The 26940-nt window shown below is 71.4% G+C and carries 24 protein-coding genes, 1 pseudogene and 1 riboswitch; of the genes and pseudogenes, 7 read left to right on the forward strand and 18 right to left on the reverse strand.

The features are described from left to right. Positions 1-23 precede the first annotated feature (23 nt). From BKD26_RS24110 to BKD26_RS24120, 3 genes are all read left to right on the forward strand, one after another. On the forward strand, positions 24-1109 hold the full coding sequence (locus BKD26_RS24110) for an enolase C-terminal domain-like protein (RefSeq protein ID WP_084901882.1): 1086 nt from the start codon (positions 24-26) through the stop codon (positions 1107-1109). A 66-nt stretch (positions 1110-1175) separates the two neighbouring features. Beyond that, positions 1176-1399: riboswitch (cobalamin riboswitch) on the forward strand. Between the two features lie 131 nt (positions 1400-1530). Then, the gene (metE, locus tag BKD26_RS24115) at positions 1531-3831 is read left to right on the forward strand and encodes a 5-methyltetrahydropteroyltriglutamate--homocysteine S-methyltransferase (protein WP_107417971.1); all 2301 of its coding nucleotides are present in this window, start codon (positions 1531-1533) and stop codon (positions 3829-3831) included. Between the two features lie 109 nt (positions 3832-3940). After that, a complete protein-coding gene (locus tag BKD26_RS24120; RefSeq protein WP_084901887.1) occupies positions 3941-5113 on the forward strand; it encodes a heparan-alpha-glucosaminide N-acetyltransferase domain-containing protein in 1173 nt (390 codons plus the stop codon). Positions 5114-5122: 9 nt separating this feature from the next. Here BKD26_RS24120 and BKD26_RS24125 read toward each other — a convergent pair whose 3' ends face one another. Beyond that, a complete protein-coding gene (locus BKD26_RS24125; protein WP_084901890.1) occupies positions 5123-5767 on the reverse strand; it encodes a hypothetical protein in 645 nt (214 codons plus the stop codon). Positions 5768-5848: 81 nt separating this feature from the next. Here BKD26_RS24125 and BKD26_RS24130 point away from each other — a divergent pair, with 81 nt between their 5' ends. Next, a complete protein-coding gene (locus BKD26_RS24130) occupies positions 5849-6457 on the forward strand; it encodes a TetR/AcrR family transcriptional regulator (protein WP_084901892.1) in 609 nt (202 codons plus the stop codon). 86 nt (positions 6458-6543) lie between these two features. Here BKD26_RS24130 and BKD26_RS41510 read toward each other — a convergent pair. Both BKD26_RS41510 and BKD26_RS24140 read right to left on the reverse strand, forming a co-directional pair. Next, positions 6544-6855, reverse strand: a pseudogene (locus BKD26_RS41510) (serine/threonine protein kinase); the annotation flags it as partial. Positions 6856-6931: 76 nt separating this feature from the next. Then, entirely contained in the window at positions 6932-7420 is a 489-nt protein-coding gene (locus BKD26_RS24140; protein WP_084901894.1) for an ATP-binding protein, read from the reverse strand. Positions 7421-7529: 109 nt separating this feature from the next. On the opposite strand from BKD26_RS24140, the gene BKD26_RS24145 reads away from it, so the two are divergent. Both BKD26_RS24145 and BKD26_RS24150 read left to right on the forward strand, forming a co-directional pair. Next, positions 7530-8387 carry a helix-turn-helix transcriptional regulator gene (locus BKD26_RS24145; RefSeq protein WP_084901896.1) on the forward strand — a complete coding sequence of 286 codons (858 nt, stop codon included), beginning with the start codon at positions 7530-7532 and terminating at the stop codon, positions 8385-8387. Then, positions 8384-8599, forward strand: coding sequence for a DUF397 domain-containing protein (locus BKD26_RS24150; RefSeq protein WP_084901899.1), 216 nt, complete (start codon positions 8384-8386; stop codon positions 8597-8599). The genes BKD26_RS24145 and BKD26_RS24150 overlap by 4 nt, the downstream gene beginning before the upstream one ends. 329 nt (positions 8600-8928) lie before the next feature. Here BKD26_RS24150 and BKD26_RS24160 read toward each other — a convergent pair whose 3' ends face one another. After that, the gene (locus BKD26_RS24160) at positions 8929-9660 is read right to left on the reverse strand and encodes a TioE family transcriptional regulator (RefSeq protein WP_084901903.1); all 732 of its coding nucleotides are present in this window, start codon (positions 9658-9660) and stop codon (positions 8929-8931) included. Positions 9661-9718: 58 nt separating this feature from the next. Between BKD26_RS24160 and BKD26_RS24165 the strand changes: the two genes are divergently transcribed. Next, positions 9719-10939, forward strand: a complete 1221-nt coding sequence (locus BKD26_RS24165) for an erythromycin esterase family protein (RefSeq protein WP_084901905.1) — start codon at positions 9719-9721, stop codon at positions 10937-10939. Between the two features lie 14 nt (positions 10940-10953). On the opposite strand, the gene BKD26_RS24170 is transcribed toward BKD26_RS24165, so the two are convergent. From BKD26_RS24170 to BKD26_RS24235, 14 genes are all read right to left on the reverse strand, one after another. Then, positions 10954-11898, reverse strand: coding sequence for a diiron oxygenase (locus BKD26_RS24170; protein ID WP_084901908.1), 945 nt, complete (start codon positions 11896-11898; stop codon positions 10954-10956). After that, the gene (locus BKD26_RS24175; protein ID WP_084901910.1) at positions 11885-13621 is read right to left on the reverse strand and encodes a carbamoyltransferase N-terminal domain-containing protein; all 1737 of its coding nucleotides are present in this window, start codon (positions 13619-13621) and stop codon (positions 11885-11887) included. Before BKD26_RS24175 ends, BKD26_RS24170 begins: the two co-directional genes overlap by 14 nt. Positions 13622-13636: 15 nt before the next feature. Beyond that, a complete protein-coding gene (locus tag BKD26_RS24180) occupies positions 13637-14908 on the reverse strand; it encodes a GNAT family N-acetyltransferase (protein WP_084901913.1) in 1272 nt (423 codons plus the stop codon). Beyond that, a complete protein-coding gene (locus tag BKD26_RS24185; RefSeq protein ID WP_084901916.1) occupies positions 14905-16212 on the reverse strand; it encodes an MFS transporter in 1308 nt (435 codons plus the stop codon). The genes BKD26_RS24180 and BKD26_RS24185 overlap by 4 nt, the downstream gene beginning before the upstream one ends. 6 nt (positions 16213-16218) lie before the next feature. After that, positions 16219-17583, reverse strand: coding sequence for an ATP-grasp domain-containing protein (locus BKD26_RS24190; protein ID WP_084901918.1), 1365 nt, complete (start codon positions 17581-17583; stop codon positions 16219-16221). Beyond that, positions 17576-18544 carry a hypothetical protein gene (locus BKD26_RS24195; protein ID WP_084901921.1) on the reverse strand — a complete coding sequence of 323 codons (969 nt, stop codon included), beginning with the start codon at positions 18542-18544 and terminating at the stop codon, positions 17576-17578. Before BKD26_RS24195 ends, BKD26_RS24190 begins: the two co-directional genes overlap by 8 nt. A 66-nt stretch (positions 18545-18610) precedes the next feature. Continuing rightward, positions 18611-19174, reverse strand: a complete 564-nt coding sequence (locus BKD26_RS24200) for a YbaK/EbsC family protein (RefSeq protein WP_084901923.1) — start codon at positions 19172-19174, stop codon at positions 18611-18613. Beyond that, positions 19174-20487, reverse strand: a complete 1314-nt coding sequence (locus tag BKD26_RS24205) for an amino acid permease (protein ID WP_084901926.1) — start codon at positions 20485-20487, stop codon at positions 19174-19176. Before BKD26_RS24205 ends, BKD26_RS24200 begins: the two co-directional genes overlap by 1 nt. A gap of 137 nt (positions 20488-20624) precedes the next feature. Further along, the gene (metK, locus tag BKD26_RS24210) at positions 20625-21833 is read right to left on the reverse strand and encodes a methionine adenosyltransferase (RefSeq protein ID WP_084901928.1); all 1209 of its coding nucleotides are present in this window, start codon (positions 21831-21833) and stop codon (positions 20625-20627) included. Between the two features lie 69 nt (positions 21834-21902). Next, a complete protein-coding gene (locus BKD26_RS24215) occupies positions 21903-22661 on the reverse strand; it encodes a class I SAM-dependent methyltransferase (RefSeq protein WP_206603705.1) in 759 nt (252 codons plus the stop codon). Positions 22662-23006: 345 nt separating this feature from the next. Then, the gene (locus BKD26_RS24220; RefSeq protein ID WP_084901933.1) at positions 23007-24449 is read right to left on the reverse strand and encodes an MFS transporter; all 1443 of its coding nucleotides are present in this window, start codon (positions 24447-24449) and stop codon (positions 23007-23009) included. Then, positions 24446-25123, reverse strand: a complete 678-nt coding sequence (locus tag BKD26_RS24225; RefSeq protein WP_084901936.1) for a haloacid dehalogenase-like hydrolase — start codon at positions 25121-25123, stop codon at positions 24446-24448. The genes BKD26_RS24220 and BKD26_RS24225 overlap by 4 nt, the downstream gene beginning before the upstream one ends. Further along, positions 25120-25611 carry an NUDIX domain-containing protein gene (locus BKD26_RS24230; protein ID WP_179166667.1) on the reverse strand — a complete coding sequence of 164 codons (492 nt, stop codon included), beginning with the start codon at positions 25609-25611 and terminating at the stop codon, positions 25120-25122. The genes BKD26_RS24225 and BKD26_RS24230 overlap by 4 nt, the downstream gene beginning before the upstream one ends. Then, complete coding sequence (locus BKD26_RS24235; RefSeq protein ID WP_084901941.1) at positions 25608-26873, reverse strand: FAD-dependent oxidoreductase; 1266 nt, start codon at positions 26871-26873, stop codon at positions 25608-25610. The genes BKD26_RS24230 and BKD26_RS24235 overlap by 4 nt, the downstream gene beginning before the upstream one ends. Positions 26874-26940: the final 67 nt, after the last annotated feature.

Raw genomic sequence — 26940 nt, forward strand, 5'->3', positions numbered from 1 at the left:
GGCGGAGACGAAGGAGCTCGCGCGTGAAAATCGCCTCGTTCCACACCCGTGTCGTCCGTGCCCGTTATCGCCGCCCGTTCGTCATCAGCAGTGGCACCAGCCCCGACCTCGTCAGTCTCGTCGTGGAGGTCCGGACGGCCGACGGGGCATCGGGTTTCGGCGAGGCGTCGCCGATGACCGCGTACACCGGCGAGACTCTCGCGGGGCTCAGCGCGGCGGTGACCGAACATGTCGCTCCGGCGCTCGTCGGCCGTGACCCGCGCGACCTGGCGGGCGCGCATGCCGCGATGGACGCCGCCATCCGGGGCCAGCACCTGGCCAAGGCGGCGCTGGACCTGGCGCTGCACGACCTCGCGGCGCGTGCCGCCGGGTGGCCGGCGCACCTGCTGCTGGGCGGCGGGCGGGTGGGCGGGCCGGTGCCGACGACGTGGGTCGTGGGGCTGGGCACGGTCGACGAGATGGTGGAGGAGGCGGCCCGGTACGCGGCGGCCGGGTTCGGGCACATCAAGCTCAAGGGCGGCGACGATCCGGCGCTCGACGTGGAGCTGGTGACCGCCGTACGCAAGGCGGTGCCGGAGTCGGTGGAGCTGTCGCTGGACGCCAACGAGGGGTACGCCCCGGGCGAGGCGGCCCGTACGGTGGCCCGGCTCGCGGACGCCGGGCTGGACCTGGTGGAGCAGCCGCTGCCGCGCTGGGACCTGGAGGGACTCGCGGCGCTGCGCGCGCGGGGCGGGGTGCGGGTGATGGCGGACGAGTCGGTGCAGTCGGCGCACGACGCGCTGGAGGTGGTTCGCCGGGGCGCCGCCGACGTACTGAACATCAAGATCCTGAAGGTGGGCGGGCTGTACCGGGCGCGGCAGATCGCGGCGCTGGCCGAGACGGCGGGGCTCGCGGTGAAGGTCGGCACGATGCCGGAGCTGGGCGTGGCGACGCTCGCGGCCGCGCATCTGTCGGCGGCGCTGCCGCACGCCACGGTTCCGCCGGACCTGGTGGGCCCGCTGCTGGTGGAGGAGGAGCCGCTGGCGCCGGCGGCGTTCGCGGGCACGCCGGGGTCAGGGCTGGTGGAGCTGCCGGTCACGCCGGGGCTGGGGCACGGGCTGGGCGGCTGACGAACGGTCCGCTCCCCCGGAGCGGGGTTGGCGTGATTCGTGCGCTGTGGAGCATGGGCAGCGCTTAGGGTGAGGGGTGCAGCTGGTTCGCCCTGTCAGCCAGGCAGGCGCGTCGTAAGAGGGAATCCGGTGCGAATCCGGAACTGCCCCGCAGCGGTGAGCGGGAACGACCGCCGTCATCAGCACTGGGTCCACCACACGGGTCCGGGAAGCGACGGCCAGTAGGTGCCTCCTGCACAGCAGAGGCGCGCTCGCGAGTCCGAAGACCTGCCACTGCCCGTACGTGAGACACGCGTACGGAGATCTCGGTGACCTCGTGGGCGGGTCGGCGGTGGCAGCGGGCCGAGGCGTGCCCGCCGTTCCTTCGCGTGTCCGCGACCGGTCTCCGGGTCGCCCCACACGACTCGCGAAGGAGAGTGCCGTGACCGCCACCGTGTACGGATACCCGCGCCAGGGCCCGAACCGGGAACTGAAGAAGGCCGTCGAAGGCTATTGGAAGGGCCGTATTCCGGCCGATGAGCTGCGGGCCACGGCGGCCGGGCTGCGCCGGTCGCATTGGCAGCGGCTCGCCGAGGCCGGTGTCCATGAGGTGCCGACCGGCGATTTCTCGTACTACGACCATGTCCTGGACACCAGCGTCATGGTGGGCGCCGTTCCCGTGCGTCACCGGGAGGCGGTGGCCGCCGACGCGCTGGACGGGTACTTCGCCATGGCCCGGGGCACCGAGGACGTGGCGCCGCTGGAGATGACCAAGTGGTTCGACACCAACTACCACTATCTGGTGCCCGAACTCGGTCCGGACACCGTGTTCGCCGCCGACTCGGCCAAGCAGGTCGCCGAGTTGACGGAGGCGCTGGCCCTCGGGCACACCGCCCGGCCGGTCATCGTCGGGCCCGTCACGTACCTGCTGCTCGCCAAGCCCGCCCCGGACGCGCCGGCCGGCTTCGTACCCCTCACGCTGCTGGACCGGTTGCTGCCCGTGTACGCCGAGGTGCTGGCCGATCTGCGGGCGGCCGGTGCCGGGTGGGTGCAGCTCGACGAGCCCGCGCTCGTCCAGGACCGTACGGCGGCCGAACTGAACGCCGCCGCCCGGGCCTACCGTGACCTCGGTGCCCTCACCGACCGGCCGCGGCTGCTGGTCGCGACGTACTTCGACCGGCTCGGCGAGGCGCTCCCGGTGCTGGCGAAGGCGCCCGTGGACGGGCTGGCGCTGGACTTCACCGGTCCGGCGGCCGCCAACCTGGACGATCTGGCCGCCGCCGGCGGCCTGCCGGGCAAGCGGCTCGTCGCGGGCGTCGTCGACGGCCGCAACGTCTGGATCAACGACCTGGAACGGTCCCTCGCCACCCTGGGCACGCTGCTCGGCCTCGCCGGGCGGGTCGACGTGGCCGCCTCCTGCTCGCTGCTGCACGTCCCGCTGGACGTGGCGGCCGAGCGTGACCTGGACCCGCAGGTCGCCCGCTGGCTGGCCTTCGCCCGCCAGAAGACCGACGAGATCGTCACCCTGGCCCGCGGGCTGGCCGAGGGCGCCGACACCATCACCGCCCAACTGGCCGCCAACCGCGCCGTCCTGGGTGCCCGGGCCGGCTCGGCGCTCACCTGTGACCCCGCCGTACGGGCCCGTACCGCGGCTGTCACCGACTCGGAGACGCGCCGCTCGCAGCCGTACGCCCGGCGTGCCGCCGCGCAGGCCGCCCACCTCCGCCTGCCGCTGCTGCCCACGACGACCATCGGTTCGTTCCCGCAGACCACGGAGCTGCGGACCGCCCGCGCCGATCTGCGGGCGGGGCGCATCGGCCCGGCCGCGTACGAGGAGCGCGTCGAGAAGGAGATCCGGGAGGTGATCTCCTTCCAGGAGAAGGCCGGCATCGACGTCCTGGTGCACGGCGAGCCCGAACGCGACGACATGGTGCAGTACTTCGCCGAGCGGCTCACCGGGTTCCTCGCCACCCGGCACGGCTGGGTCCAGTCGTACGGCACCCGCTACGTCCGCCCGCCGATCCTCGCCGGTGACGTCTCGCGCCCCGAGCCGATGACCGTGCGCTGGACGCGGTACGCCCAGTCCCTGACCGACCGGCCGGTCAAGGGCATGCTCACCGGTCCGGTCACCATGCTGGCCTGGTCCTTCGTCCGTGACGACCAGCCACCGGCCGAGACGGCCCGCCAGGTCGCCCTCGCGCTGCGCGACGAGGTGAACGACCTGGAGGCGGCGGGCGTTTCGGTCATCCAGGTCGACGAGCCCGCCCTCCGAGAGACCCTGCCGCTGCGTGCCGGCGGCCGTCCCGCCTACCTGGCGTGGGCGACCGAGGCGTTCCGGCTCGCGACCGGCGGCGTACGTCCGGACACCCAGATCCACACGCACATGTGCTACGCCGAGTTCGGTGACGTGCTCGCCGCGATCGACGACCTCGACGCCGACGTGATCAGTCTGGAGGCGGCCCGCTCCCACATGCGGGTGGCGGCGGAGCTGCGCGCTGCCGGTTATCCGCGTGAGATCGGGCCGGGGGTGTACGACATCCACTCGCCCCGCGTTCCGGGCAGTGACGAGATGGCCGCCCTGCTGCGGGAGGGGCTGCGGGCGATTCCGGCGGAGCGGCTGTGGGTGAATCCCGACTGCGGTCTGAAGACCCGTGGGTGGCCGGAGACGCGGGCGTCGCTGGAGAACCTGGTCGCGGCGGCGCGCTCGCTGCGCGCGGAGCTGGGCGGCACCCCCGGCCGATGACGTCGCCACCCATGCGTATACAAATAAACCGACAATAGGACGAAGACCGCGGGGGCGGATCAGCACGGTGACGCACACATCCACGGCAAACACGGCCACCACGACAGGGTTGCCCACCGGGCGACTGGTCAGCGTGGACGTGGCCCGCGCCATCGCCGTGTTCGCCATGTTCGCCGCGCACATCGGCCCGCCCGCGAAGCCCGAAGGCGCGGGTTTTCTGCTGGTGGCCTTCGACGGGCGCGCCCCCGCCATCTTCACCCTCATCGCGGGACTGTCCCTGACGCTCTCCCGTGGTGGCACCCGGCCCCGTCCGAAGCCGGCCGGGGCGCTGCGCTCCACGATCGTCCGGTGTGCCGTGCTCGCGGCGCTCGGGCTCGCGCTGACGGAGCTGCGGTCGGGGATCGCCGTGATCCTCACGTTCTTCGCGCTGTACTTCCTGGCCGCCGAGCCGCTCGCCCGGCTGGGCACCCGCGCCCTCACGGCGGTCGCGGCGGTGTCGGTGGTCCTCGGCCCCGCCCTGTCGTACGTCCTCGGGCCGTACTTCGGCTACCGCGTCATCGGCCGCGGGCGCTACCCGGGCTTCGAGGCCGTCACCAGTTGGTCCGGGTTCACCGGCGCGCTGGACACGCTGCTGCTGTCCGGCGCGTACCCGTTGCTGACGTACTTCCCGTACGTCGTCGTCGGCATGGCCCTGGGGCGGATCGCCGACCTGCGCCGGCCGGGTGTCGGTCGCCGTCTCATCGGCTGGGGGGCGCTCGTCACGCTCGCCGGGCACGGCCTGTCCGCGCTGGCGCTGGGCCCGGGCGGCGGGCGCGAGGCGCTGCTGCGGGCGATCGCCGAGAGCCACGCGTACGCGGTGAACGCCCCGGACCCGGTGCAGGCCGTGCTCGCCCGGCAGGCGGGCGCGATCCCCAGCACCTCGTGGGCCTGGCTGCTGGTCGACGGGCCCTACAGCCAGACGCCGTTCGAGACCGTCGCCAACATCGGCGTGAGCCTGCTCCTCCTCGGCCTCGTGGTCGCCGCCTGCCGCAGCAGGGCGCTGGAGACGCTGCTGCGCCCGCTGGCCGTGGTGGGCACGATGGGCCTGTCGGTGTACGCGGTCCACGTCGTGGCGCGCGCCGAACTGCACCCGCACCACGGCTGGCCGGCGCTGGGCGCGTTCTGCGGGGTCTCGCTCGTGGCGTGTGCCGTCTGGGCGTTCGTCTTCCACCGGACGCCCCTCCGGCGCGGTCCGCTCGAGTGGGCCCTGCATGTGCTCATGCCGAAGGCCAGGACCACCTGACGGCTGCCGTCAGGCCCGGCGGCGCGCGTCACCGCCGGGGCCGCCGGGGGCCGCGCGTTCGGCACGGCGGCCGACCGCGGCCAGCAGGTCGCGGCGGATGAGACTGCTGAAGGGCTCGATGAAGACCCAGTAGGGCGTGAACCGGCGGGCCGCGCCCGGGTCCGTGGCGTACACGCGGGTCTCGGTGCGCAGCCGCGCTCCGGCACCGTCGGGTTCGGCCCAGAGGCCCGTCACCCCCTTGACGTATCCGGGCCGGTCGAACGCCAGGAACTCCTCGGGGCTCAGGCCGGGGACGACCGCCTTGAGGAGGCTCGGCTTCCAGGGCTGTCCGACGAAGCCTGTGACGAGTTCGCCGCCGGGCACGTCGTCCAGCACGATGAAGCCCATCCGCTTCATGCCCTCGATCGCGTCGGCGTCGCCCGCGAACGGCTTCCCGTCGCTGTGGCCCAGCAGTCGGGAGGGCAGGGTGCGCAGCGTCATCAGCGGTCGCAGCAGCCTCGTCTCTCTGAACGTCACCTCTTTGAGCGCCCTGGCCACTTCTGGCACGGGTGCCGCGACGGCGCGCTCGTGGTGGGTGCGCCAGTGGGCGCCGGGAAGCCAGTGGTCCAGTCGGACCGGGTGCGCGCCGTGCGTCTCCTGCCGCTTGTCCAGCATGGGGATCCTCCTCGGGAGAGCGGGCGGTGGCGAGCATTCTGAGACTGGAGTTCCGGAACTGCGGTCTCGTATACTGCCACCATGCCGGACTCCGGACAACAGCTGGGGCGCCCCAGGGACAGCCACATCGACCACGCGGTGCTCGCCGCCGCGCGCGAGCTCCTCGCCGAAGTGGGGTACGCCCGCGTGACCATGGACGCGACCGCAGCCCGCGCGCGCGTGGGCAAGGCGGCCATCTACCGTCGGTTCGGCTCCAAGGCGGAGCTGCTCTTCGCCGCCGCGGTCCACGACATGAGCATCGAGCCACCCCCGGACACCGGCTCCCTGCGCGCGGACCTGCACGCGCTGGCACGGCTCATCCACGAACGTCTGACCAACCCCCTGGCCCGCCAGGTGATCCCCGCCCTGCTGGCCGAAACGGCCCGCTCACCGGAGCTGGCCACCCGGCTCCAGCAGACCTTCGTCGCCCAGCAGCGCGCCGACTTCGCCGCCCTCCTGGCCCGCGCGGAACACCGCGGCGAACTACCCCAACCCCTGGACCCGGCGCTGGCGCACCTGCTGCTGAGCGGCCCGGTGTTCATGGCGCTCTTCGCCTTCCAGGACCCGCTGGACGACGCCATGCTCGGCGCGATCGCCTCGGCGACCGCCGCCGGCCTCATCGCCCGAGCGACCGGCCCCGGGCCGGGTTGAGGAGGCGGCGGGGACGGTGCGGCCGGCGCGCGGCACGCGCCTCGGTCACACGCTGCGGCCCTTCCTGCCGCCGCCAGGGGCTGGGTGTAGGCGGACAGCGGCACCCCGTCGACCAGTTCCATGCCGAGGAACAGCCGCTCCAGCGAGTCGTCGAGCACCGCGTCGTACACCTGCGGCACGCCCGCGTGCTGGATCCGGGCGCTGATCCTCGCCTCGCGCCGGAACCGCTTGGCGAACTCCTCCGCGAGCTGCGGCGAGGTGACGGCCTGCTGCCGGATCAGCTTCACGGCGACCGGCCGGTCCAGCACGGCGCCATAGCCGCGCCGCACGTCCCCCATGCCGCCGTGGCTGAGCTCCTCCAGGAGTTCGTAACGTCCGGCGATCACCTGCTGCGGCACCCTGCCCGACATGGTCGGGAACAAGGCTCGTGGGCTCGGTGATCTTCCGTCCAGTGAAGTGGACCGGATCCGGCGGTTACGGCCGAGAATCGGCCACGGTGGCGCGGGCGGGCGTGTCGCACTCCGCCCACACGGTCTTCCCGGGCGTGCCACTGGTGCGGGGGTACCAGCCCCACCGTTCGGCGAGGCATTCCACCAGGAGCAGCCCGCGCCCGCCGGTGCGGTCGGGCCCGGGGACGCCGGCCGGGGGCGCCGGGAGCCGCTCGCCGCGGGTGTCGGTGACCTCGATGCGTACGGTCGCGTCATGGGCGGTGAGCCGCAGCAGGAAGTCCCGCCCGGGTACGCGCCCATGACGTACGGCGTTCGCGGCCAGCTCGGCGACGAGCAGCGTGAGCGTGTCGTGGGCATCGGTGGCGTACGGGACGCCCCAGGCGTCCAGCCGCTCGGCGGAGAGCCTGCGCGCCAGGCGGGCGCCGCGAGGCGTGGAGCTGAACCTCATTTCGAAATGGTGGGCGGGCTGGTTGAGTTGGCTGGTCCGGGTGTTGCTCACGGGGTTCCTCGTCATGACTCCACGGTGGGCCGTGGTGGCGTAGCGTGACCATGGGTGACGCGCCGTCGCGGCGTTCTTGTACGCGGCGACAGGCGCGCTGTACGTGGCGGGAAAGGCGGCAGCGATGCGGGACGAGGACGACCGGGACGCGCGGGAACCCGAGGGCCGGCGCCCGGAGGACGAGCCCAGCTCGGGTGTGGTGACGGCGTTCGGGCGCCAGTTGAAGTTGTTGCGACTGCGGGCGGGGCTGGACCGGCACGAGTTCGGGAGGCTGGTGGGGTACGCGGCCCAGTCGGTCGCGTCTTTCGAGCAGGGGCGACGCATTCCACCACCGCGGTTCATCGACCGGGCGGATGAGGTGCTGGACGCGGGGGGTGTGCTGGTCGCGATGAAGGAGGAGGTGGCGCGGTCCCAGTACCCGGCGTTCTTCCGGGACGCGGCACGGCTTGAGGCCGAGGCCCTTGAGCTGTTCTTGTACGCGGTGCAGGCTGTGCCTGGGCTTCTGCAGACCGAGGAGTACACGCGCGCGCTCCTCGCAATGCGGCGCCCGCTGTTGGATGAAGACACCATCGAACAACGAGTGACGGCCCGTATCTCCCGGCAGGACATCTTCAACAGGTGGCCGGCACCGCTGATGAGCTTCGTCATCGAGGAAGCAGTTCTCCGTCGGCCGTTCGGTGGGAAGCCTGTGATGCGTGGGGTCCTTGAACAGATCCTGCTGATCGGCCAGAAGCGCAACGTCGAGATCCAAGCGATGCCGACGGATCGCGAGGACAATGCGGGCGTGGACGGCCCGTTCACGCTGATCACACGCAAGGGGGGTGACCAGGTCGCGTACCTGGAGGTACAAGGCCGCAGCATCCTGCTCACCGACCGCGACGAAGTGCGCTCCGTCGCTGCGCGCTATGGGATTATCCGATCCCAGGCTCTCACGCCGCGAGAGACCACGGAATTCATCGAGAAGTTGCTGGGAGAGCTATGAACACCGCACGGATTTCGTCCACTGCATCGGAACTCACCTGGCGTAAGAGCAGTTACAGCGGGGCGGAGGGCGGCGAGTGCGTCGAGGTGGCCGCCTCACCCGGCACCGTGCACGTCCGGGACTCCAAGCGGCGGCTCGACGGGCCCGTGCTGACCGTTGGGCGCGAGGCGTGGGCCGGGTTCATCGGGCTGGCTTCCGGGGCGCAGGCGTAGGGAGCGGGGCCCCGTTCGTGTGGCACGGACGGGGCACACCGCACAAGGCCTCAGCCCTCGTCGTCCATGCCCGCCTCACGGCGGATCATCCGCCACGCGGCGCGGCGTGCGCTGCGGTCCAGGTTGGACTCGAAGCTCCGGTCGGCGCCGAAGTACTGGCGGCCCATGCCGGCGATGGTGTCGATGTGCCTCGTTGAACGGCTTGGCGAGGTCCTCCTCGGTGCACATGAAAGCACCGTCAAACCAGGCAAGCTGTTTGACGGTGCTTTCATGTGCATGCCTTCAGGGCGACGCTTCCAGCGGGAACAAGTGGCAGCCGTGCGCGCCTGTCAACCGCGCTCGCGGAGGTATGCCTCCAGCTCTGCCGCCCCGGTCAGCATCGCCCGCCCGCGGGCGGACAGCCGACCGTGCCAGTCGCGCAGTGCGGCCTCGAGCGGCTCCAGCCCGCCGGCCGCCCGCACCTGGGCGATCAGCGGGGCGATCTGCTCCAGGAGGTAGCCGCCCCGCCTGAGCTGGTGGGCCAGCCGGGCGTCCCGTACGTCGGCCTCGTCGTAGACGCGGTACCCGGTCCGCGGGTCGCGGCGCGGGCTCACCAACCCGGCGCGCTCCCATGCGCGCAGCGTCGCGGGCCGGATTCCGAGCTTCCTTGCCAGCGGCCCGATGAACGTGCCGCCGGGCCCGGACACTGCGGCCGGTCCGGGTCCCGTGAGGGGCTCCAGGTCGCGGAGGGCGCTCTCCACGGCCTGGAGGGTCCGCCGGTCGTCGAGGAGCTGGGCGTGGCTCTCGTCGATGAGACGGAACGCCTCATCGGTCGCGCCCTGGTTCACGGCCCGCATGATCGACGTCGCCGTCCGGTGGCCGTGGCCGGGCAGCAGGGCGAGAAACGCGCGCAGGGCACCCGCGTGCAGCGGGGTGTAGGTGCGGTAGCCGTGGAGTGTGCGAGCGGCGGCCGGGAGGATGCCGGCCTCCTCGTAGTTCCTGATCGCCTGCGTGGACAGACCGTGCGCGCGCGCCAGGTCGACCGGCCTGAGCCGATCACCGCTTTGAAGGTTTCGCCCCATGGTGCTGACGTTATCGCGGAAAAGTTTCAATCGATTGTTCAACGATAGCGTTGAAGGCATGGCTACTGACATCAAGGACGCCGTCCATGCCGTCGAGGCTGCCGCCGTCATGAGGCTGCTCCCGGCCCGGCCCCGGCTGCTCGCCCTGGGCGAGCCCACCCACGGCGAGGAGACGCTGCTCGACCTGCGTAACGAGCTCTTCCGCCGGCTCGTCGAGCAGGAGGGCTACCGGACCATCGCGATCGAGAGCGACTGCATGAGGGGCCTGGTCGTGGACGACCACGTCAGCTCGGGCACCGGCACCCTCGGCGAGGTCATGGAGCGCGGATTCAGCCACGGGTGGGGCGCCTCCGCGGCCAACCGCGAACTCGTGCGGTGGATACGGGCGTACAACGACGGCCGGCCCGCGTCCGAGCGGCTCCGCTTCGCCGGCTTCGACGGCCCGCTGGAGATCACCCACGCCGCGAGCCCCCGGCAGGCCCTCACCGCACTCCACGGCTACCTCGCGGCCCGGGTGGACGCGGACCTGCTCCCCTGCACCGGGGAAACACTCGACCGCCTGCTCGGAACCGACGACCGGTGGACCGTTCCCGCCGCGATGACGGACCCGGCCCGGTCCGTGGGGCAGTCGGCCGAGGCCAGGGAGTTGCGGCTGCTCGCCGACGATCTGGTGGCGCTGCTCGACGCGCAGACGCCACACCTGATCACGGCGACCTCGCGGGACGACTGGGACCGGGCGCGCCTGTACGGACGCACCGCGACCGGCCTGCTGCGCTACCACTACTGGATGGCCGACACCTCACCCGCCCGCATGACCCGGCTGGTGAGCGTGCGGGACCAGATGATGGCCCACAACCTCCTCGCCGTCGCCGCTCGGGGCCCGGCGCTCGTCCACGCCCACAACTCCCATCTTCAGCGCGGGAAGAGCACGATGCGGATGGGCGGGATGCCGGTGGAGTGGTGGAGCGCCGGTGCGCTGGTGAGCGCCCAACTCGGCGAGGGGTACGCCTTCGTGGCCACGGCCCTCGGCACGATCCGGCACCAGGGTGTGGACACGCCGCCGCCGGACACCGTCGAAGGACTCCTGTACGCGCTCCCGGAGGACCGCTGCGTCATCGACGCCGCGCGGCTGGCCACCGCCCTCGGCGACACGCGGCCCGCCTCCCGCGTATCCCCCTGGTTCGGCTACGCCCCGCTCGACCCGGCCCACCTGGCGGACAGCGACGGCATCGTGTTCGTGAAGGACGTCCGGCAGAGCCGGCACCACCATCAGCAGTGAGGCATGGCACGACGCTACGTCCGCGGTTCCTCCAGGAGGCCCGCCTCGACGAAGCCCTCGCGGGCTCCCGGGATGTCCAGGACGCCGCAGTCCTCGAAGAGGGCCACCGTCTTGGCGGACGCGAACCGGATGCTCCGGAGCACCGCGTCACGGTGGTAGGACTCCGCGACGATCAGCCGGGCCCGGTCCTCGGAGAACCCGGCCTGGCGCAGCGCGGCGTGCGCCGGCGCGGTGGCCGGGTGCAGGGACCGTACGATCACGTCCGGCAGGAACCGCGCGACCAGACGCCGTTCGCCCGGGTCGAGTTGGCCCCACAGGTACCGGAAGAAGGCGGAGAAGTAGGCGTGGTGCCTGCCTTCGTCGATGGCGTGGTCGCTCACGGTGTCCCGGACCACCGTGATCACGTCGGGGTCCTTGGGGATGTCGACCAGGATCGAGGTGATCAGCGTCTCGAACACCACCACCTGGAGGAGCTGGACCAGCCGGCGGTGCTGCGGGTAGCCGTGGCCGATGGCGTCGAGGTTCCGGATGAACGGGCCGAAGTCGTAGGGCAGCGCGCCAATACCGGACCGTTTCTCCAGTTGGTCGACGACATCCAGGCTGTACAGCGAGTGGTACCCCTCGTCCACCATGATCTTGAACGCGTTCATCCGCGCCGTGTTGGACACCTCCAGCCCGCACCTGTTCTCGGCGATCCGCTGCGTGGCCCGGCAGACCACGGCCACTTCGAAGTGCGAGGTGAAGTTGAGCCACTGGTAGAGGTGCTGGGCCGAGAGGTAGCGCTGCAGCGGCTGCTCCCGCTCGGCCACCAGCGGATGTCCGAGGTGGGGGACGAGGCGCCGGGGAAAGAATTCCTTGAGGATGTCCGTGTCGTCCTCGTCGACGGTGCGCCGCGCCGCGGCGCGTACACCGGCCTTCTCGTACCAGGCGTCGAACGCCCTGATGTCATCGAGTTCCATCGGCAGCCTCCGGTGCGGCGGGCCCGAGTTCGCGGGCGTGGAGGACGTTGTCGCTCCAGATGCGGTCGAGCCTCCCCCAGCGCATGGCCGAGGCCACGTCCGGGAAGAAGCCGGAGCCGTTGAAGTTGGCGCTGGTGTTGCACAGGACCGGGATTCCACTGAGCCGGTGGTACTCCCGCAGTACGGCACGGAGGGTGGGGTCGTCCTCGGCACCGACGGTCTGGAGCCGGGCCGAGCCGTCGAGGTGGACGACGGCGGGGATGCGGGCGGCCCACTCCGGGCGGACGTCGTGGTCGAAGAGCATGTGCGGATCCGGCGTCCCCGGCGAGAAGACGGCGGGCGCCTCCTCGGTGAGGCAGATGGGCGCCACCGGACGGTAGTGCTCCCGGTTCTTGACCTTGTTGAGGAGTTCCTTCATCGCCGGGTCGGTGGCCGCGGCGAGGATGGACCGGCCGCCGAGCGCGCGCGGGCCCAGCTCCGCCCGGCCGTCGATCACGACCACCGGCTCGCCCGTCTCGTGCAGCACCCGGGCGAGTTCCTCGGGCGTGCATGGCGTCGACGTCCAGCCGGCGAGCGGGGCGGAGTCCTTCACGGCAGGTCCCAGCCGGGGGTTCCAGTCGATCGCCCCGATGCCCTCCGTGGCGATCAGGTGGGCCGCCGCGGTGCCGATGGCGGAACCGGAGTCGTTGGGGAAGGGGGGCACCCAGACCGAGGCGAAGGCGGGGTGGGCACGCAGCGCGCTGTTCCACTTGATGTTGAGGGCGCAGCCACCGACGAAGCAGAGGTTCCAGGGCCCCTCGCCCTTCCACTCCCGTACCCGCGCCGCCACCCGCTCCACCAGCAGGTCCTCCAGGAACTGGTGGACCGAGGCGAGCACGTCCTCGTCCTGGACGGCGTCGCCCGCCAGCCGCCGGCGTACCGAGGAGAAGTAGTCGTGGACCTGGCTCAGCGAGGGCTCCGCGTTGCTGCCCCATCCGCCGATGGCGGCCCGGTAGGCGGTGGCCTTGGGCCCCGGTCCCTCGAAGTGTTCCGAGAACTCCTCCCTCAGCACGTCCATGACGCCGGCGCGTACGGTGCCCAGAGCGATGTACGCCATGAGCTTGCCCGCCACCGAGAGGTCGTCGACGGTCTTGGACTCATCGGTCCGGCGGAACGGGCCGAAGTGGTGGGCCGCCGTCGCATAGGCGTGGCCTATCAGGGGGAAGAGGGCGCCGCCGTTCTCCACCCCGCGTTCCGGGTCGGCGAAGTACAGCCGGGGGAACATGCCGCCGTCCCACACCAGGACGAACGACGGCTCGCCGGCCGGGGCGAAGGGGCTGGAGCAGTAGGCGCTCGCCAGGTGGCCGGTGACATGGAGGTAGCTGCTGTACGTCAGGGGGCGCCCCGCTATGGTGAACCGGCCCGTACGGCCGGTCTGGAGCAGGTCGGTGATCCGCTCGTTCTCCCGGTACGGGGCGAGCGCCAAGGTGGCGGGAGTGCCTTGGTCGGACAGGGTGGCGGTGCCCTGGTCACGGCCGTCCCAGCCGTCCACCACCCAGTGGTCGACGTCTTCGACGCGGTAGCCGAAGCCGGCCAGGATCTCCGCGACGATTCCGGCGTCGGTGACCTCGCTGTACCTCGGGTTGTTTCCGATCTTCTCCATCTCGACGCTGAAGACGAGCCGGTCGTCCTCCAGCAGGGCGACCGCGCCGTCGTGGGTGAGCTTGAGACCACAGATGATCAAGGAAGTTCGCTCCAATCACGCGGGAGGACGATGGTGGGAGGCGAGAGCGGCGAGGTACGGGCCGCACCGCTCACCGAGGAAGCGCAGGAGGCGGCCGAGGGCCTCGAGACGACGCCGGTCCGGGACCCAGAGCCAGGTCTCGCGCGGTACGAGCCGGGCGCCTCGCAGCAGTTTCGGGGCGAACGCCTCGAAGCCCATGCGCACCCGGCGGATCCCGTTGTCCAGCGCGTACCGCAGCGGGTCGTAGAAGTTGACGCACTGGTAGGAGGTACTGCGCTCGGGGTCGCCGTAGTCGCACCCGTAAACGAGGGCGTAGTACGCCTGTCCATCGGCCAGGTGCAGGCCGCAGGCGATGATCGTCCCGTCCGGGCGCCGCACCGCCGGCACCCGGATCGCGTGGCCCAGCAGGCCGGCCATGGCGCGCCGGGTGGCCAGCAGGGCGTCGGGGCGTGGCGTGCCGCCGTACTTGCGCGCGGTGGCCACCTCCAGTTCGGTGACCCGCTCGACGGTGTCGTCCAGGCGGACCGTCTCCAGCCGCAGCCCGGCGGTCTCCAGCGCCCGGGGTTCGGAGCGGAACCGGTACCGGCGGTCACGCGGCATCGAGGCGAGGAAGGCGTCGTACGAGGGGTGGCGGGAGAGGTCGAACAGGCTGATCGCGGTGAGCTCGGCCTGCTGGAAGCCCCGGGCCCCGAGCACCTGCCGCAGTTCCTGGTCCCCGGGGTCGACGAAGGGCAGGACGACCGCGCCTGCCAGGCCGTCCCGTATCGCGTCCTGGGCCGCGGCGATCAGGTCGGTGCTCGCGCGCAGGCGTGCGGCCGGGGGCAGGTCCGGTCGGCGGATCACTTCGCTGCTGTCGAATCCCCGGATCACCAGTGCTTCGCCGAGCGCCCGGGACAGCGCGAGATGCGGGGCCGGGGTCTCTCCGCTGCCGGGCGCCGTGGCCGGGCCGGCGACGGCCTCGATGAGCGCCGTGTGCTCCGCCCGGAGCGCCGCCGCTTCGGCCGGCCGCTCGTCGGCGCGGAGGAACTGCGGGCTGGTCAGCATTTTCCAGGGGTGGCTGAACAGCGCGGTCGAGGGGGTGGTCAGCGCACCGTGCACGGCGACGGCCGGGCCGTGTTGGTCGGCGAGGGTGAGGGCGACGGGCCGGCCGGGCTCGACGTGCTCGCGGAAGGCGAGGTAGGGGTGAGCGAGGTCGAGCCGGTCGTCGCCTGCCACGATCCGCCAGTCCGCGGGCGGGATGCGTGCCAGTCCGTCGTCGTGCAGCCGCGCGGAGGTCACCGACGTCACGATGCCGCCTCCCTCTCGGGTCGGTCGGGTGCCGGGGGCTGGGGTTCGGTCCGTTGCCCGGTCCGGGCGTCGCGGACCGTACGGAACCGTCTGACCGGCGAAGGGAGGATGAACAGCGAGCAGACGAGCATGGACAGGGCCACCACGCGCAGTGCCCCTCCGGCCCCGAGCAGGTCGGCCAGCGCACCGCCGAGCAGCGCCCCGAGGGGCATCGGCCCGAAGGAGACGAGCCGGTAGCTCGCGGTCACCGCACCGAGGTACTCCTGCGGCGGGATCGCCTGACGCAGACTGACGACGAAGACGTTGTACAGCGACTGCGCGAAACCGTTGAGGAAGAACCCCGCCAGGAAGACCGCGACGACCACGAAACGCGACTGCGCGGCGAACAGGGTGGGCACCAGCAGGGCCAGCGCCGCCGCGAACAGCCCCACCAGGACCGACCGGCCGGCATGGAGCCGCTCCGCCCTGTGCCCGGTGACCAGCGCACCCGTCAGGGCGCCCACGCCGGCCGCCCCGATGACCAGGCCCACCTCACCGCCGGACATGCCCGCGGACCTGACCCCGTAGATGAGGAACACGGTGAGGAACGCCTGCTCGTGCAGGTTGAACAGGCCCGACTGCACGCACAGGTCACGGATGGGGCGGCACCTCCAGGTGAACCTCAGGCCCTCGGCGAGCGGAAGCGCCCGCGCCTTCGTCAGGTCCCGCCCGCGGTCCTGGGCGTCGAGCGTCCAGAAGCTCACCACCGCGGCGACGAACAGCAGCGCGGTGACGGCCAGGGCGGTCGGCAGCCCGGCGGACTGGACGAGGAAGCCCGCGAGCGCCGGCCCGGCCATCTGCGTGGCGGAGATACCGGCCTGGAGAAACCCGTTCCCCGCGGCCAGTTGCTCAACGGTGAGGACCCTGGGCACGGTCGCCTGGTAGCCCACGTCGTAGAAGACGGTCGCCGATCCGATCAGTACGGCGGTGGCGATCAGCAGCCACAGTTCGAGGCCGGACAGCGCGTACACCAGGCCCAGCAGCCCGAACCCGGTGGCGCGCAGCGCGTTGCAGGCCACCACCAGGGTCCGGGTGGGCACCCGGTCCGCCGCGACACCGGCCACCAACGACAGCGCGATCACCGGAACGGTCTGGGACGCCGACACCAGTCCGACGTCCGAGGCGCCGGCCTGCAGTGCGGTGAGCGCGGTCAGCGGCAGCATGAACTGGGCGATCTGATGGCCGAGCCGGGCCACCAGATCGCCGGTCCACAGCCGGCGGAAGGCGGCGACGCGCAGCAGCTCCGCCGTCCGAGTGTCCGTCATGGTGCGTCACCCGGGGGTGACGCGGACATGGAGGGACGTGCGGACCTGCTGCTCCAGCGCGTCGAGTTCCTCCGGGGCGGCCGCGTCGATGAAGAAGGTCACGGCGCGGTCGTCGGAGTCCCGCAGCGGGCCGAGGACGCTGCCGCGCTCCCGCAGCACCAGCACTCCGCGGAGCGTCGGTGGATCGTCCGCCCGTCCGGGTGCGATCGGTGGCCACATGCCGTTCTCACCGACCCACACGGGTTCCACTCCCGGCCAGTGCAGTACGACGTCGGACAGGACGCCGGGCTCGTGGTCGAGGTACACCTGGCGGGTGTAGCGGCGCGGCCGGGGGTAGGTGGTCGGCTCACCCAGCGCCACCTTGAGGATGTGCTTCTCCAGGGGTTCGCCGGTGGCCAGGTGGTAGAGGACCAGAAGTCCGTCGCCGGGGGTACGGGCGGCGACCTCCATCAGCCGGACGCGGCCGTCCGACGTCAGCCGCCACTCGGAGTGGGCGATCCCGTCCTGGAAGCCCAGCAGTTCCAGCATCCTGCTGTTGGCGTCCAGCAGGGACGTGACGGCGGAGGGCAGCGGGCAGGGCACGCTGTGGGACAGCTCCACGAAGGAGCTGGAGACCGACTCGGTGGTCTCCTTGGTGGTGACGGAGGCGAACACCGGTTTGCCGTCCTGCACCAGGGCCTCCACCGAGAACTCCTGCCCCGCCACCTTCTCCTCGACCAGGGCGTTCTCCCCCGGCGCGAACCGGGCGAGCGCCGCCCGCAGCTCGTCGGGAGCGGTCACCGCGGTCACCCCGGAGCTGGAGTGCCGGGCGGCGGGTTTCACGATCGCCGGGAAGCGCACGCCGGCCGGGTCGAACGTGTCCCGTTCGCTCGCCGGTACGACGGTCGAGGCCGGGCTCCATTCGTCCAGGTACCACCGCTGCAGGTACTTGCTGCGGCAGACCCGGCCGGCCCGCAGACCGGGCGAGCGCAGCCCGAGGGCGTCGGCGACCAGTCCGGCCTGCTCGACCAGGATCTCCCCCACCGCGTATACGCCGACGATGTCGTACCGCTCACGCCACCGCCGGGCGTGGGCGATCACCTCGGCGGTGAACGTCCCTTCGGACTCCATCGACCCCGCGACGAACGCCACGTCATCGACGGCCGAGGCCGGGTGCGTGGGGTCGGCGGTCCTGGCGAGCGTCTCGTCGCGCCACTTCGCCGGGGTGACGAGGAGGATCCGCAACCCCCGGTCGCGCAAGTCCTCCAGGTACTCGGGGTTGCGGCAGATGACGCCGAAACCGCCCAGCAGGACGAACGCCCGGAGGCGGCCGGCGTCCGTGGAGTCGTCGGTCACGCCGTCGCCCGCCGCGACGGCCACGGGCTCACTCATAGCCGTACTGTTCGAGGACGTGTCCGTAACGCTCGTCGAAGAGCGCGACGTTCTCCTTGGAGAACACCTCCCGCCACGTACCGGTCCGGCCCTGGTAGAAGGACCAGGCATCGGTGTTGTAGATGCGGTCGGCGATGGCCTCGGCATCCTGGTCCGCCGCGTTGACGTGTTCCAGCACCCGCTGCACGGCGGTCACCTGCGCGTCCCTGGAACCCCCGCCCTTGGGGCCGACAAGGTCCTCGTACCGGACCTTGCACACACCCGGGTGGTGCAGGAGCCAGATGGCCTTCTCGTACTCGGTGCGTGCCAGGAAATACGGGTCACGCAGCGCGTAGTCGATTTTCTCGGACATCGTGGACTTGCTGCTCAGGATCGCGTGGAAAACGCGGCGCTCGTAGAAGTTGCCGAATCCCTTCGAGGTCTTCCCGTCCACGAAGTTGATGAGGGAGACCAGGGCGTCGCGCGGGTCGCGGTAATTGAGCACGACCGGCGGCTCTCCGGTGTCGCACCACTCGCCGATGAAACTTCCGTCGACGGCCGATATATCGAGGTCGTGCCATATCCAGCACAATCCGGGAGGGGTCTGGGAAAAGCGGGTGCTCGCCAGCGTGGGGTTCGTGGCGGTGACGTCGACCAGGTCGTACTTCTCCTGGCCGTAGCGGTTGGCCACGGGCTGCCCGAAGCGCCGGTACCAGCTCCAGCACAGCGCCTGCCACGCCTCGTCGGTCCTGGTGACGAACTCCGGTGAGCCCGCCAGGCCGGCGATCTCCTCGTACGCCGCGTCGTTGTGCACCAGACGGGCGATGCGCCGGCGTTCCTCGTCCCCGAAGACCGGCGTGTTCCTGGGGGAAGGCCGGGTCGCTCCCACGATCTTGAAGTCCAGTTCGAGCATGAGCTCCTGGATCAGATGGGTGCCGGTCTTCTGGGGGGAAACGATCAGGACACGTTCAGAAAGTGACATCGGCCATCCCGGTATCTATGTCAGCGCTGTGAGCGGTGAGCTTGAGCCGTGAGCGGTGTGGCGGATCTACGGGGCCAGGTCCTGGGCGAGGCCTTCCACGACCCGCGCTCCGGGCGTTTCCGCCAAGGCCTTGCCAGGGGCCAGCAGTTTGCCGCGTCGCCGCCCGCTGCCGAGGAGCACGTACGGCACCTCCACCACGGCGGCGTCGATGAGGACCGGCCAGGACGACGGCAGGCCGAGCGGTGTGATGCCGCCGTACTCCATGCCCGTTTCCTCCACCGTGACGTCCATGGGCGCGAAGGAGGCCTTACGAGCCCCGAGGTGGCGCCGGACGGCGCCGTTGACGTCGAGTCGCCGGTGGGCGAGGGTCATGCAGGCCGCCAGGTGGTAATCCGCGCCCTTCTTCGCCCTGACGACCACGCAGTTCGCCGATTCCTCCATGCGCGCCCCGTACCGCTCACAGAAGGCGGCGGTGTCCGCGACGGCGGGGTCGCTGTCCACGACGAAGAAGGAGTCGGAGGCAGTCGGCCCCGGCCGGCCGGCCAGCGCCGCCGCGACCGGAGCGGCCAGCAGATCGGTCCGGTCGAGGGCCTTGTACACGGTCTCGAAACGCTCGGGAAGTTCGGTCATCACGCTTCTCTATTACGGTGGAAGTGGGTGAATACGGCGGCGACGACGGCCAGGAACGCCGGCCACAGCAGGAACCAGCCGGTGAGCCCGAGCACGCATATGAGCATCACCAGGGCCAGCCCCGCCATCAGCCTGGCCCCGCCGCCGCCGTCACGCAGCAGACGGATGCCCGCCGCCGTGCCCACCACGTACACGGCGATCAGGCAGGCCGTGCACCCCAGCATCAGCACCTCCACGCCGACCCCCGCCCGGGTGGCGAGGGCCAGTGCCGCCCCGGAGACGAGGGAGACGACGAACAGGCTGCGCCGTGGGACTCCCCCGGTCTCGGCACCGGGCGCGAGGTACCTCGGCAGGGCCCCGTCGCGGGCGAGCGCGGCTCCGAGCTTGGCGGTGCTGCCGACGTACGCGTTGATGGTGCCGAGCGTGACGAGCACCGCGACCAGGGTGGCGAGTGCCGGTCCGGCGGAGCCGAAGCCGTAGGTGAGCAACGACGCCAGCGGTGTCTCGGCCGCCTCCTCCGAGCCGCCCAGGACGAGCACGGTCGTCGTGGCCAGCAGCAGGTAGAGCACCCCTATGAGGACGAGTGCTCCCGTCGTCGCCCGCTTGATGTCACGCTCCGGCCGCGCGAACTCCCCCGCCAGATGGGTCATCGTCTCCCACCCGGTGAAGCACCACACCAGCAGCGCCGCCGCCGAACCCACGGCGGACCAGCCGTGCGGGGCGAAGGGCTGCATGGTGTCCAGCCGGGCGTGGGGGGCCGCGACCAGCACGGCGACCACCAGCATCAGGGCGAGGCCGCCGGAGAGGAACAGCTGGACCCGGCCGGAGACGCGCACGCCGAAGGCGTTGGAGAAGAGGCCGATGCCCAGGAGCAGCGCCGCGTAGAGGGCGGTCGCGTCCTGGTTGCCGTGGATGAGTGCGGAGAGGTAGGAACCGCCGAAGATCGCCAGGGCCGGGACGCCCACCGGAGCCCCGATGTAGAACCACCAGCCGACCACCGCCGCGGGCCTGCGGCCGAACGCCTGCCGGACGTACGTGGAGACACCGCCGGAGTCCGGGAGCCGGGAGCCCAGCGCGGCGAAAGTGATGGCGAGGGGGATCGACAGGGCGACCATCCCGACCCAGGCGACCAGCGACGCGGGTCCGGCCAGCCGTGCCGCGTATCCCGGGAGGGTCAGGACTCCGGTGCCGAGGACGGCCCCGATGTAGAGGGCCGTGCCCTGCACCGCCGTCACGCTGCCGCGCACCGGTGGTGCCGGATGCGCCGACGCGTGCTGCCGTTCATCCTCGGGGGCCAACCGGGTCCCGGCCATTCCCCTCCCCTTCCTGACGTGCGGTTGGGCTACGCCTTGTCGGTCCGTACGGCGGGGATCCGGCGACCCGGGGGTTCCCCGGCCGCAACTCCCTTCACCCACAGACCAGTTGACGCCGCAAATACCAGAGCTGCTTTTCAGGCCGATGCGATGGCGGACAGCGCGTCGACCCGGTCGGTGCGCTCCCAGGTGAAGTCCGGCAGCTCGCGGCCGAAGTGGCCGTAGGTGGCGGTCTGCGCGTAGATCGGGCGCAGCAGGTCGAGGTCGCGGATGATGGCGGCCGGGCGGAGGTCGAAGACCTCGCTGATCGCCGTCTCGATCCGCTCCACCTCGACCTTGGCGGTGCCGAAGGTCTCGACGAACAGGCCGACCGGCTCGGCCTTGCCGATGGCGTACGCGACCTGGACCTCGCAGCGCGAGGCCAGCCCGGCCGCGACGACGTTCTTGGCGACCCAGCGCATGGCGTAGGCGGCCGAGCGGTCGACCTTGGACGGGTCCTTGCCCGAGAAAGCGCCGCCACCGTGGCGGGCCATACCGCCGTACGTGTCGATGATGATCTTGCGGCCGGTCAGACCGGCATCACCCATCGGGCCGCCGATCTCGAAACGGCCGGTCGGGTTGACCAGCAGCCGGTAGCCCTCGGTGTCCAGCTTGATGCCGTCGTCCAGCAGCTGCTTGAGCACGTGCTCGACGACGAACTCACGGATGTCGGGGATCAGGGTCGCGTCGAGCTCGATGTCGGAGGCGTGCTGCGAGGAGACCACGACCGTGTCGAGGCGAACGGCCTTGTCACCGTCGTACTCGATGGTGACCTGGGTCTTGCCGTCGGGACGCAGGTAAGGGATGGTGCCGTTCTTGCGGACCTCGGTCAGACGCTTGGACAGCGGGTGCGCCAGATGGATCGGCAGCGGCATCAGCTCGGGCGTCTCGTCCGACGCGTACCCGAACATCAGGCCCTGGTCACCGGCGCCCTGCCGGTCCAGCTCGTCGCCCTCCCCCTCGACGCGCTTCTCGTACGCCGTGTCGACGCCCTGCGCGATGTCCGGCGACTGGGCGCCGATCGAGACGGAGACTCCGCAGGACGCGCCGTCGAAGCCCTTGCTGGAGCTGTCGTATCCGATGCGGAGAACGGTCTCGCGGACCAGGGGCGCCAGGTCCACGTAGGCGGTGGTGGTGACCTCTCCGGCGATGTGCACCTGACCTGTGGTGATCAGCGTCTCGACCGCCACGCGTGCGGCGGGGTCCGCCCGCAGCAGCGCGTCGAGGACGGTGTCACTGATCTGGTCGGCGATCTTGTCGGGGTGCCCTTCGGTGACCGATTCCGAGGTGAACAGGCGACGAGGCATCGAGGCTTCCTTGAACGGCGTGAACGGCGTGAACGGGCGTGAACGGGGGCGGGCCTGCCGGGCCGGGTCTCAGCGGCCGGCTCTGCGTGCCAGGAACAGGTACGTGCGCCAAGGGACGGTCAGTTCACCGTCGAAGCAGCGCTCGATCGTCGACTCGACGTCGGCCGTAAGGGCCTCCCGCACGTCGGCGGGCAGGATCCGGACCTGGGACGTCGTACTGCGGTACGCCGCGAAGTCGGCCGCGGTCCACTTCTGTTCCCAGTCGTAGGTGAGGACCTCGAGCCCGTGGAACGCGGGATGCCGTTCGATCGCGTCGCCCGGCCAGTCGGCGAGGTCGAGGCCTCCGTCGTCCTGCGCCTCCTGGCCGTAGGCGGAGAAGACCTCTTCCAGTGACTCACGCCCGGGTACGCGGTCCCACTGCTCCACGTTCCAGAACAGCGCGAGCAGTCCGCCGGGAGCGATCACCTCGGCGGCCTTGTCCCAGCGGCGGACCGGGTCGAGCCAGTGCCAGGCCTGGGCGCACACCAGGCCGTCCATCCTCCGCTGCGGGCTCCAGTCCTCGAAGGACCGTACGGTGACGTCGATGTTCGGGTGCTGGGAGCACAGCCGTACCAGGACCTCCGCCATTCCCGGGTCCGGTTCGACGCAGGTGATCCGCAGGCCGCGTGCGGCCAGGAGCCGCGTGGCCTTCCCCGTGCCGGCTCCGATCTCGACCACGCGGCCGTCGGGGACGCTCCGGGCGATCCGGTCGATCAGTTCCTCGGGGTACGTGGGCCGGGAATCCTCGTAGAGCTGCGCCGCTTCACCATAACTACGGGCACGGAGCAATCTCGCGGACTCAAGCATCATAAGAATCTCACTCCAACCGGAGGGGATGGATGAAATGCCGCGACGACTTCACTCAAGACCTAGCGAATGAAAGCCGAACGAAAGGGAGCACGCCACCGTGGGGCGAACTCACGGGAAACCGCGAGCACTCTGTCAATTCGCCTCGGCTTGCGGCCGAAAACAGCACATCACACGGCCGCTTGAAGCAGCAACCAACTGTCCAGCATATGGACACTGACGGTGCATCAACTAACCGTGAACATAAGGACGTTGCCGCTCAGTGTGCCGCAGGGGCAATGCGGAGACACGGAAAAAGCCCCCTTCGTAAAGGGGGTGCAAAAAGCCTCAGCCGGCCCTCTGGGGAGTCGTGGCCTCACCCCGGGGTTCGCCCACGGGACGCTTTTCGCCACCGCTCCCCGGCAGAAGGAGCGCAAGGCAGCCGAGCAGCGCCACGGCTGCGAAGCCGAAACATCCCCACAGGCTGTACGGGCCGGTCCACAGGCTGCCCGGTGCGACGCTCTGGATTCCGGTCACCGCCGCGACACCCAGCGCCCCGCCCGCCTGCTGGAAGGTGACCAGCGCCCCCGACGCGGTGCCCTGGTCGTGCATGGCGGCAGCGGCGCTGGCCAGCATGACCGCCGCCGGGTAGGCCACGGCGATCCCCGCGCCCACCATCAGCGCCGCGGGCAGCATGTGCGTGACATAGCCGCCCCCCTCCACCGTGGTGTAGAGCAGCTGGCCCACGGTGATGACGGCGAGCCCGGCGAGCAGGAGCCGTGTGGTGGGCCTGCGGTCGGCCAGCCGGGCCGCCGGTGTGGACAGCAGGCCCACCGCGAGTCCCTGGGGCAGGAAGGCGAGCCCGGCCACCAGTGCCGAGTGGCCCTGGCGTTCCTGCAGATCGGTCGCGACGAGGAACATGGCACCGGTGATGCCGGCGAACGCGCCGCCCAGTGCGACGCACGCCGCCGCCATCCGGCGGTCGGCCATGAGCGACAGCGGCAGGAGCGGCACGCGGGCCCGCACCTGGGCCACCAGGAACGCCAGAATCAGTACGAGGCCGGCGCCCGCGACCACCGTGACCTCGGCCGCGGAACCGGTACCGACCCGTCCGACCGCGTACACCACGGCGATCAGGCCACCGGTGATCATCAGGGCGGGCAGCCACGGCATCGAGCCCTGGCGCTGTCCCCCCTCGCTCTCGGGATCGAGGACGCGGGGCCCCAGGGCCACCACCGCCAGGGCCAGGGGTACGTAGAGGAAGAACGCGCCGCGCCAGCCGAAGCCCTGGGTCAGCAGGCCGCCGATGACCACACCGAGCGAGAAGCCCGCCGCCCCCATGGCGCTGAACACGCCGAGTGCGCGGTTGCGCGCGGCTCCTTCGGGGAATCCCGCGACGATCAGCGCCACGGCGGCGGGCGCGGTGATGGCGGCTCCGACCCCCTGGGCGGCCCGTGCCACGATGAGCAGGACGGCCTCCTGGGCCAGCGTCGCCCCGAGCGAGCCCGCGCCGAACACCGCCACGCCGCTCAGGAACATCCGCCGACGTCCCCACCGGTCCGCGAACGAGCCGCCGGCGAGCAGGAGACCGGCGTACGTGGTGAGGAACGCGCTGGCCACCAGCTGCAGTTGGTCGGGGCGCAGCGCCAGGTCCCTCTGGATGCCCGCCAGTTGCACATTGATGCTCGACAGGCTCATTCCCTCGAAGAGCACCGCGGTGCACAGGACCAGCAGCTTCGTCCACGCGCGCCGGTCGAACCGGAAGACATCCGCGTGTTTCTGGGAACTCATGCCGGCCGGCGCTCCTTGTCGTGACAGGAATCCTGAGGGGAATACGGTCCGGTCCTGGCGATGCCATAGGCCTCGCGCAGGTCGTCGCCGTCGTACTGGTAGCGGGCGAGGGCGCGCAGGGTGCTGTCCGCGTTGACCGCCACGGTGTGACGGAGCGCGCGGAAGAGGGGGACGTCCGAGCGGGAGTCCCCGTACGCGACGCATCTCTCATGGCTGAGACCGAGAGCTGTCCGGATCCGCTCCATGATGACGACCTTGTCCGACGGCGTGAGGATCCCGGCCGGGTCGGGTGCGGTGCGCATCGGCAGCGGGGGGAAGCGGGAGGCGACCACCTCGTCGGCACCGACGTCCCCCAGGAGGCCGGCGAAGAAGTCCGGGGACATCGTGACGACGACCGAGTGCTCACCGCGCCGCCGGATGTCCGCGAGGACCTCCGGCAGCCCGGCGATCCACGGGGCCCCGGCGAACACATCCGCGACGACATTGGGGGTCAACTCGCCCCACAGCGCCCCGAGTTCCGCGGCGAAGCCACGGGTGTCCACGGCCCCGGCCGCGAAGGCGGCCTCCAGCCGGAGCAGGTCGGGCAGGCAGCCCAGGCTGCGGGCGATCTCCAGGCTCGCCGTGGTGCCGCGCAGCAGGGTGCCGTCCATGTCGAAGATGTGCAGGCGGCTCATCGGCCCGCGTGCGGTTGTGCCCCGGTCACGGCTGCCGGATACAGGGCCCAGCCCTCGGGGGCGGGCTCGTCCAGCCAGGCGGCGAGCAGCGCCGCGCTCGCGGGGAAGAGCGGAGCGGGGAGTTCCGTGGGCCGGGCCCAGATCCACCGGTCGAAGACCTCAGGCTCCGGGAGGCTCGCCGACGACTCGTCCGACCCCACCCGTGCCAGCACGCCGGCGGTGACATGGGTACGGTCACCGCCGACGCGCAGCGCGAGCGTGAACACCCGGGTGTCCAGCACCTGCTGGATCCCGGTCTCCTCGGCGATCTCCCGGGCGGCGGCCGCCTCGAAGGTCTCCCCGGCCTCCACATGGCCGCCGGGCAGGCACCAGGACTCCGGCTCCCCCGGTTTGATCCGGTGCCCGATCAGTACGGCGCCGTCGGAGCGCAGCAGCAGGGCGCCGACCCCGACGACGGGGGCGGGGCGCCGGGTGGACGGGTCCGTCACCGCAGTGCCTCCAGTTCCCTGCGTGCGGAGTCCGCCGCGTAGTGGCCGCTGATCATCGCCGCCACGATGCCACGGAACAGCCCGCACGCGTCACCGGCCACCCATGCGGGAGTGTCCAGGAGGCGCAGGTCACCGTCCACCTTGGGGTACCAGCCGACACCTTCGAGCGTCGGCCCTATCAGCCGGGTGTCGGTGTCGCGTATCACCGGGTAGGTGGCCGCGAGGCGGGTCAGGCCGCGCACCATGATCTCGCGCAGTTCCGGACCGTAGACGCCCTCGAAGGTGGCGACCGCCGTCGGCTCGCCCGCCAGGAGCGCCTCCATGGACAGGGTGAAGTAGGACTCCTCGTCCGCCATCGCGGCGAGCGCCGGGGCCATGGCCCGCTTCGCCACGGCCTCGTCCAGGATGCGGGTGTTGAAGCCCACGTTGGAACGCCCGGTCGCCGGGCAGTCGGAGCGTCCCGACACCGTCCACAGGCCCTGCGTCTCGGTGAGGGCCGCCTCGCCGTCACGGCAGGCGCAGAAGGTCCGCCACTCCACGCTGCCGTCCTGCTCGCGGAAGCGCAGCTTCGGGTCCAGCTGCTTCATGTCCTTGAAGAACGCCTTGTCGGCCGGCTGCTCGATACGGAAGCCCACCTCCAGCCGGCGGAAGGAGCGCTCCTCGGTCAGGCTGCGCAGGCCCAGCGGACCGAACCTGCCGCTGGCCACCACCAGGCGGCGGGCGGTCAGCTCGGACGTCTGGCCCTTGGCGTCGGACAAGGTCAGCCGGAAGAGGTCGCCGTCGGGTTCGTACACCGCCTTCTCGACCTCGGTCTCGGTGATGACGGTGGCGTCCGTGGCGGCGACCATGTCGGCGGTCAGCCGCAGGCGCGCGTCCAGCGAGAGGTAGTCGGAGGGGTACTCCTTGAGGATCCACTCACCGGCTCCCACGGAGTACGCGGTGGGGTCGGAGGGGAACGGCGGGGTGTCCAGGCCGTAGGAGCCGAGCAGGTCGCAGGTCCAGGTGTACGCGTCCTGGAGATCGGCCGTGCGGGGCAGCGTCCACAGCTCGCTGGCCGAGGGAAAGAACGAGAACTTTCCGTCGGAGAACAGCCCCGCGCCCCCGTGCCCGCGCGTCATGTCGACCGCCGCGTAGCGGTCCCGCTCGGTGACGGGCTTGCCCCCGTCGATCAGTGCGACGCTGTACGGCGCTCCCGCCAGCCGCGCGGCGGCGGCGAGTCCGGCCGGGCCGGAACCGATGATGACAAGGTCGTAGTTCTCCACAACTCTCCAGACAGGCAGGCGTGACGGCCGCCGGGCTCCTGCGAGCCGACGGCGGTGGGGGAAGGGT

Origin of the sequence: Streptomyces sp. CB03238, assembly GCF_002099185.1 — a bacterium.
GTDB lineage: Bacteria > Actinomycetota > Actinomycetes > Streptomycetales > Streptomycetaceae > Streptomyces.

Coding starts and splice junctions, on each gene's coding strand:
- BKD26_RS24125 (WP_084901890.1), bottom strand. CDS start 5,767: ATGCTGGACAAGCGGCAGGAGACGCACGGCGCGCACCCGGTCCGACTG.
- BKD26_RS24130 (WP_084901892.1), top strand. CDS start 5,849: ATGCCGGACTCCGGACAACAGCTGGGGCGCCCCAGGGACAGCCACATC.
- BKD26_RS24140 (WP_084901894.1), bottom strand. CDS start 7,420: ATGACGAGGAACCCCGTGAGCAACACCCGGACCAGCCAACTCAACCAG.
- BKD26_RS24145 (WP_084901896.1), top strand. CDS start 7,530: ATGCGGGACGAGGACGACCGGGACGCGCGGGAACCCGAGGGCCGGCGC.
- BKD26_RS24150 (WP_084901899.1), top strand. CDS start 8,384: ATGAACACCGCACGGATTTCGTCCACTGCATCGGAACTCACCTGGCGT.
- BKD26_RS24160 (WP_084901903.1), bottom strand. CDS start 9,660: ATGGGGCGAAACCTTCAAAGCGGTGATCGGCTCAGGCCGGTCGACCTG.
- BKD26_RS24165 (WP_084901905.1), top strand. CDS start 9,719: ATGGCTACTGACATCAAGGACGCCGTCCATGCCGTCGAGGCTGCCGCC.
- BKD26_RS24170 (WP_084901908.1), bottom strand. CDS start 11,898: ATGGAACTCGATGACATCAGGGCGTTCGACGCCTGGTACGAGAAGGCC.
- BKD26_RS24185 (WP_084901916.1), bottom strand. CDS start 16,212: ATGACGGACACTCGGACGGCGGAGCTGCTGCGCGTCGCCGCCTTCCGC.
- BKD26_RS24190 (WP_084901918.1), bottom strand. CDS start 17,583: ATGAGTGAGCCCGTGGCCGTCGCGGCGGGCGACGGCGTGACCGACGAC.
- BKD26_RS24195 (WP_084901921.1), bottom strand. CDS start 18,544: ATGTCACTTTCTGAACGTGTCCTGATCGTTTCCCCCCAGAAGACCGGC.
- BKD26_RS24200 (WP_084901923.1), bottom strand. CDS start 19,174: ATGACCGAACTTCCCGAGCGTTTCGAGACCGTGTACAAGGCCCTCGAC.
- BKD26_RS24205 (WP_084901926.1), bottom strand. CDS start 20,487: ATGGCCGGGACCCGGTTGGCCCCCGAGGATGAACGGCAGCACGCGTCG.
- metK (WP_084901928.1), bottom strand. CDS start 21,833: ATGCCTCGTCGCCTGTTCACCTCGGAATCGGTCACCGAAGGGCACCCC.
- BKD26_RS24220 (WP_084901933.1), bottom strand. CDS start 24,449: ATGAGTTCCCAGAAACACGCGGATGTCTTCCGGTTCGACCGGCGCGCG.
- BKD26_RS24225 (WP_084901936.1), bottom strand. CDS start 25,123: ATGAGCCGCCTGCACATCTTCGACATGGACGGCACCCTGCTGCGCGGC.